Origin of the sequence: Vibrio sp. Of7-15 (assembly GCF_022347565.1) — a bacterium.
Taxonomy (GTDB): domain Bacteria; phylum Pseudomonadota; class Gammaproteobacteria; order Enterobacterales; family Vibrionaceae; genus NORP241.
In genome coordinates this window covers 1-4,888 of record NZ_JAKRGH010000058.1, presented here as the reverse complement: position 1 = coordinate 4,888, position 4,888 = coordinate 1, and the positions used below count along the sequence as shown (strand labels likewise).

3 protein-coding genes and 1 pseudogene are annotated in these 4,888 nt (G+C 41.7%); all 4 read left to right on the top strand.

Features of this window, described 5'->3' with window-relative positions:
• Positions 1 to 3,142, top strand: a 3,142-nt coding sequence (locus MHO82_RS25500; protein WP_239189387.1) for a hypothetical protein, incomplete at its 5' end; no start/stop codon positions are given.
• Between the two features lie 19 nt (positions 3,143 to 3,161).
• Entirely contained in the window at positions 3,162 to 4,001 is an 840-nt protein-coding gene (locus tag MHO82_RS25495) for a hypothetical protein (protein ID WP_239189385.1), read from the top strand.
• A 200-nt stretch (positions 4,002 to 4,201) separates the two neighbouring features.
• Positions 4,202 to 4,535 (top strand): annotated as a pseudogene (locus MHO82_RS25490) (IS30 family transposase); the annotation flags it as partial.
• A gap of 74 nt (positions 4,536 to 4,609) precedes the next feature.
• Positions 4,610 to 4,768 carry a hypothetical protein gene (locus MHO82_RS25485; RefSeq protein ID WP_239189383.1) on the top strand — a complete coding sequence of 53 codons (159 nt, stop codon included), beginning with the start codon at positions 4,610 to 4,612 and terminating at the stop codon, positions 4,766 to 4,768.
• The last annotated feature ends 120 nt before the right edge of the window (positions 4,769 to 4,888 follow it).

The window sequence follows — 4,888 nt, the reverse complement described above, 5'->3', positions numbered from 1 at the left end:
GCGTCAAAAAACACAATTTACCGATGAACCCGATTTTCGTGAACGAGCCACCAAAACCTCGGGGCAAGTCTACTCATTTTTGGATTTGGTGAACTACAACCGCACCGAGCAAGACACCTTCATCGATTTTGCAAATTTAGTCGCCGACATGGATGAAGGCACCGCTGTGCAAGACGGTCGCTTTGCAGGCAGCGTGACCCCCACACAAAGTGACAAGGCCCATCAACCCGTCATCAGCAACCAAAGTTTGCTCGACACCATTGATGAATGCGCCCCCGTGCGTGCCGATATTTTGATATTAGACGATCCGATTGCGTTGGTGGAAGACACGCTAGTGGTAAGCGGAAAACACATGGCAGATCTTGTCAACTGGCAAAACCAAAACCAGAACTTACAGGGTCTAACTCAAGCCACCGCTGGTTTTTGCCATTTGCAATTAAAGCAAAGCGATCCGCTGGCGCAAGAGCTGGCAAAAGATCCGGTCAAACACGCAAAAGCCCATGTGATTATTTCGTCATCCAGCTTGGATGCTGTTAATTTAGAATCTCCCTCGGGCCAGACTTTCTGGATGGAAAGCTTGAATAATATTAATCAAGCAATGAAAAAAGAAGGGATAGTACAGTCACTGCCAGCAGATCTTGCTTATTTCAATCAAATGAAGCAGAAACGAAAGTGGCGTGGCCGCGTCCGCATGAAGGAGATGAACGAGTATTACCTCAGCTCTACCGTGCAAGAGACGTTTTTACGCACTCGGCTTAATTGGGCTAGCAACTTTACATTGGCGTTGCTTGATACTGTTGGGCCAGATCCTTCTTGCTTATTCTTCGACTTATATGAAGAGGACCACGCTTCACAATATATTGACACAGTTACCGAGTGGCACACTTATTTGTCACCAGCCTTAAATGAACAAGATCGCAATAAATACAACGCTCAGCTGCGTAGCCAACTTGCTTTAAACAATGTGATGGGCAGTGCCATGTTTGCAGGGGTGCCCGAGTTTAAGTCGTTTTTGGCGAAGTTAATGGACGTGGTGCTCTCTTCTTACCCTAATGAGAGCTTCCATCAATTAGCCAGCCAAGTGGAATCGGAAGAAGCGTTAAGTGACTGGTTGGATAAAGCGAATGCAATTAACTTACAAAGTGGGCGTGCCGATCAGTCGGCGCACGTTGGTGCATTGGGTGCTATGTTTGATGCCTTCACCAATGACGAGTTAGCTAACTTTACCTTCTTTAAAAAATACGTTCAGGTGCCTTACACTAACGTTCAAAATTCTTTTTTGAATGCGGTGGCTGGGAAAGTAGAAAATATTAATGTGTTCTCTTTTAACAGTTGGTCGACAGATGTCGTATTAAAAGAAATCACTGAAGGTTGGAAACATCAATCCCGATTTAAAATGGATGTGATCATGCCCATGGTGCTTAACAACCAACTTTCAGGTAGGGAAGTGACGCTAACCCCCGAGAATAAACGTCAGTTATTAAAACTAGGTGGTCAGTATGATGAAGCCATGGCGGGCATTGCAGCTGTCTCCAAAGAGCTAGAGAAGAGCCGACTACCGCAAGATAGAGCAACACTGAGCACACAGATTGAAGTGTTGGAAAAAGAAGCTAAGAAAATCTCTGGCTCAATGGGTAAACACATCACCTTTACGGATGCCGCCAAAAAAGCGATTCGTGTTGAAAACATATGGCAGCCCATGGCTCAAAAAGGTATTGATTTTGCCACGGGGAATGCGTTGACGGGTGTGGTGATTGTGCTCAACTTCCTGGCGTTGCAGCAAGATTATGAACGGATTTTAACCAGTCAAAACCCGTCTGACAGTGATACATTAACCTTAGTTTATCGGCCATTATGGTTAATGGAATCGGTAGTTAGGGTTTCTCAAGGCTATTATCAAGCTCAAGTGAGAGAAGCATTTTCGCTTATCTCATCAGCCAGCAAAGATATCGATAATGTTATAAATACTAGTACTATTTTCCATGCAATAAAAGGCAAAGATGTAGCTTTATCAAAGACATTAACCAAGTTACTTATTTTTGGTGTCGCGGCGGAGTTAACCTTAGTGGTTGCTGGTGCCATAGAGTCATACCAAATTTATGTTTACGATTTTATGCCCTCCTCAGGAAAAGCGAAGATTGCACATGGCTTGAAGTTAGCTGGTACTGTATCTATGACCATTTCTGGAGTTTTAGGGTTGCTGGCAGTTCTATTCAAGTTTACCGTTGCATCAGCTTTATCCATTGCTAGTATTGGGCTCCAGATTTTTGGTGGTATCATTTATTCAATTGGAACCGCTTATCTTAATTATGTGCAAGACGATGACATTAGTGAGTGGTTGAAAAAAACCTACTGGGGAGACAAAAACAAATGGGAAGGGGCTCAAGTTTGGGGTAATACCCTAAAAGGGCATGAAAAGGCATTTGATGAATTGAGCGTTATTCGAAATCAACCCAAACTGTATACACAACCGACGTTGAAAACTCCGGGGGAGGTGAGTGAAGAAAACGCAGATGGTGCATGGCTAATGCTTGAACTGCCAAGTGAACTCGATGGCCAGAAGCTCCGTGTTGATGTGTTGGTCTACCCCGATAGAGACAAATTAATTACTCCTGGTAAAGATTATCAATTTTTCCATATTGACACATTAGGTTTGGACGGTTCTCGCCAATGGCAAGCTGAATGGGTTAAAGGGTATCGGCCTCAGCCGCATAAAAATGAAATGTGGCAGGAAATAATACCACAGCTGCCTGAAACAAAAGTGCTTACGCCATCGCAAGGGAAAAGCTTACAAACTTGGCAACCGACTGGTGATACTCAGCTTTTAAATTTGTGGTTGCCAAGGCCATGGGGACCAACAGGGACTTGGATGTTCGAAACGTGCCCCGCCATTATGCTGGTATGGTATGAATATCATTTAGATAAGAGTACGGGCAAGCCAAAAGAGGGTGCTGTGCCCCATGCGTTTACGTTGGATTTGTCACTAGATACAGATGTGTTTGGGGATACTGAATTGAGTAAATCTTTAAAACAGGTGGATATTATGAAAATTACAGATAAAGACGGTTTTGATGCCTACAATAAGGCAGTATCGTTAGCACGAAGTATAATTGCTCCAAATTTATTGAATGTAGGATACTAAGTCAATGGGGAATTCGTTTGTGAATAAACAGCGGTACGACACTATTAGAAAATCAGTACTTAGCGACTCTAATTTAACTGATAGACCGTCTCAATTGGTGGCTTTTATGGAGCACTATATAGAACATATAAAGAATGAGCCAGCAATCATAGAATGGGAGATGAACCTGTGGGAAAGGTATACTCGGGAGATATTTGTTTTCGTTTACTGTGGTTTATTCTTTTTTACCGTTTCAGGGTATATTTTTTCTGATAATACGGTAGTGCAAGAGACTAACAGAAATTTAGGTGTTTTTGTCATGTTGACGCTTGCTTTCTTAATAGCAATGTCCCTTTCTCCTGAACGTTATTATCATAAAATCACATCAACAGGGATTTATGTATACAGCTACAAACGGGGAAAAGAATACCGAGAAAAGTTGGTAAAGGGTTTATTAGTTGTCGGTGGTATAGCTGCAGTAGTCTTATTGTTTATTTTAGGCCCCATGGCTTTTGCGGGTGCTGGGGCTGGTACTTTAGGGCTATTGTCATTAGCAGCAATGGCGAAAGACAAGCCACCAAAAGAGCTTGCGCTTCCGTGGGAAGCTATTTTTGCTATAGAAATGGATGAACAGAACGGACTTTTTAGAAAAAAGAAGATCTTCTTCGTTCAATTTCAGATGGATCTAGTTTGTGATGTAAATAATTTTTCAGAAGTTAGAGATATTTTAAATAAGTATAAAATGGAACAGACTTTATATGTTAGGCAAGGCTCTGAAGACAAAGATTCTCAGGCCTTTCAGGATATGAAAGACTCTTCAAAAAAAGAAATTGATTTTATTTGGGCCTTTCACCCACAAAATACACCGTTTAGATCCTGAATTCAGATAATAAGTGCAACACTCATGGTTAAATTGTGAAAGAAGGCCTACCGCTGATAGTGGTAGGCTTTTTATCGCCAAAATCAAAGCAGAATCAGCATGAGTTATCAGTAGCTGAACAAAGGTCAAGATATCCAATTCCAGTGCTTTTTCAGGAGGTTATTCACAAGTAAAAATAGCCGAGAAAATAGTGTACTCAAGCAGCAAAGTAACGTATCCCAAGGGATACAGTCTGGTTTGTTGAAATGGTGCTATCTTGGGAGTGCAGATCAAATCAGCGCTGTGGCAAAGCGTATTAATTTACCAGTGAGTCCAGAATGTATTTATCAGTAGGTTGCGAATAACAAAGAACAAGGTGGCCAGCTATATAAATATCTTCGTCAAGGGCATAAACGCTATCGACGTGGAAAAAGCACCGCTTGGAAACCAATCGCTAACGCAGTATCAATTGATGAAAGGCCTTCTATTGTTGATACACGCGAATGTATTGGAGGCTGGGAAGCTGATACCGTACTCGGTCGGCAAAGTACGGGGGACTAGTATCGTAATTTTTTATTTACTATATGGACGTTCGATGTTCAACAAATGACTATGAGAGAGTCAAAGGCGTGATTCAATCTAAAATGCGTGAAGGTGTTTTATATACTGAAGAAGAAAATGATGATTATTGTAGTGATGAATTTCATGAAGCAATAGAAAGAAGAAAATTGGAACTGCCATTCTACAGTGGCGGCTATTCGACAGGTAGTTTGTATAGTATGCAGTAATATATAAAGCAGTAAGGAAACCTTGCTGCTTTCTTTTCTCAATAACTAGAAAATAAGAATGGATTTAAAACGAAAAGAACAATATGAAGCGATCCGCCAATCGGTGATGAATGATGCGAC